The sequence below is a fragment of the Streptomyces sp. GC420 genome, from assembly GCF_009916105.1.
Lineage (GTDB): Bacteria > Actinomycetota > Actinomycetes > Streptomycetales > Streptomycetaceae > Streptomyces.
The window spans coordinates 1-1,055 of record NZ_JAAAXQ010000775.1 but is presented as its reverse complement, the minus strand read 5'-3'; the positions used below and the strand labels follow the sequence as shown (position 1 = coordinate 1,055).

The 1,055-nt window shown below is 67.3% G+C and carries 1 protein-coding gene and 1 pseudogene; both read right to left on the bottom strand.

The features are described from left to right. Positions 1-87: 87 nt before the first annotated feature. On the bottom strand, positions 88-306 hold the full coding sequence (locus tag GUY61_RS38540) for a DUF397 domain-containing protein (protein WP_166634927.1): 219 nt from the start codon (positions 304-306) through the stop codon (positions 88-90). A gap of 34 nt (positions 307-340) precedes the next feature. Then, positions 341-850, bottom strand: a pseudogene (locus GUY61_RS41035) (DUF5753 domain-containing protein); the annotation flags it as partial. Positions 851-1,055 lie beyond the last annotated feature (205 nt).

Here is a 1,055-nt window from a genome sequence, read left to right as displayed (position 1 = left end):
TCTTTGGGGAGTTCGTGGCCCGCCGGGCCCTCGCGGACAAGGATCCGGCGGACCCGTCGGACGGGCCGTGACCGTGACCCGGCCGGCTCAGACGCGGTGCAGACCGGCCTTCAACTCGCGTATGAACGCCGCCCAGGCGCCGGTCTCGAAGGCCAGAGCGGGACCGTGCGGGACCTTGCTGTCACGGACGGGCACGACGCCGGGAAACCCGTCGGCCACCTCCACGCAATCGCCCCCCTCCTGATTGCTGTAGCTGCTCTTGCGCCAGGCGGCGCCGTTCAGATCGGGACGGGACCTTAGCTCCACGGTGGTTGTCCTCCATCACGGATCGGATCATGTCGAGCGACATGAGTGGGGGCAGAGCTGCCGCCCGCAGCCGATCGTAGGTCAGCGCAAGGCCCCTGACCTCGGCTGGATCCTCGATGAGTTGGCCGTAATGCGCACCCTCCGTGTAGGCGACTTCCGAGTCGTCCGGCAGGGTGAGAAGCGTTAACGAGCCACCCATTACCTCGTGCTCGCCTTGGTCGAACGGCAGTACCTGCACGGTGATGTTGGGCTCCGCCACCGCCTCAAGCAGTCGCTCCAACTGTGCCCGCATCGCGGCGTGCCCACCGACCGGACGCCTCAGCACCGCCTCGTCGAGGACGACCGACAGCTCGGGTCGATCGGGTGTGCTGAGGCGTTCTTGCCGCCCCATTCGGACAGTGATCCGCTCCTCCAACTGCTCGCGACTACTGAGGGTTCGGCCGACGCTCAGAACCGCTCGTGCATACGTCTCGGTCTGCAACAAGCCCGGCACCACGTGGGCCGCGTACTGCCTGATGGACACCGCCCGCTCCGAGTACGCCATGAGTGCCCGCGAACACGACGGTCCCGCACTCTCTCGACCCCATAAGCCGCCAATCGGACAGCGCCAGCCTCTCATGCCTCCCGAAGTGGCGAGCGTCTGCTGTCCATCTCCCGGTTCTCGCACGGATCTTGGGGAGTGGTCGCGGAGGGCGGAGGGCGATGTCGGTCGTCAGCGGGCCCAGCGTGTAGAACGGCGCCTCCTCGCA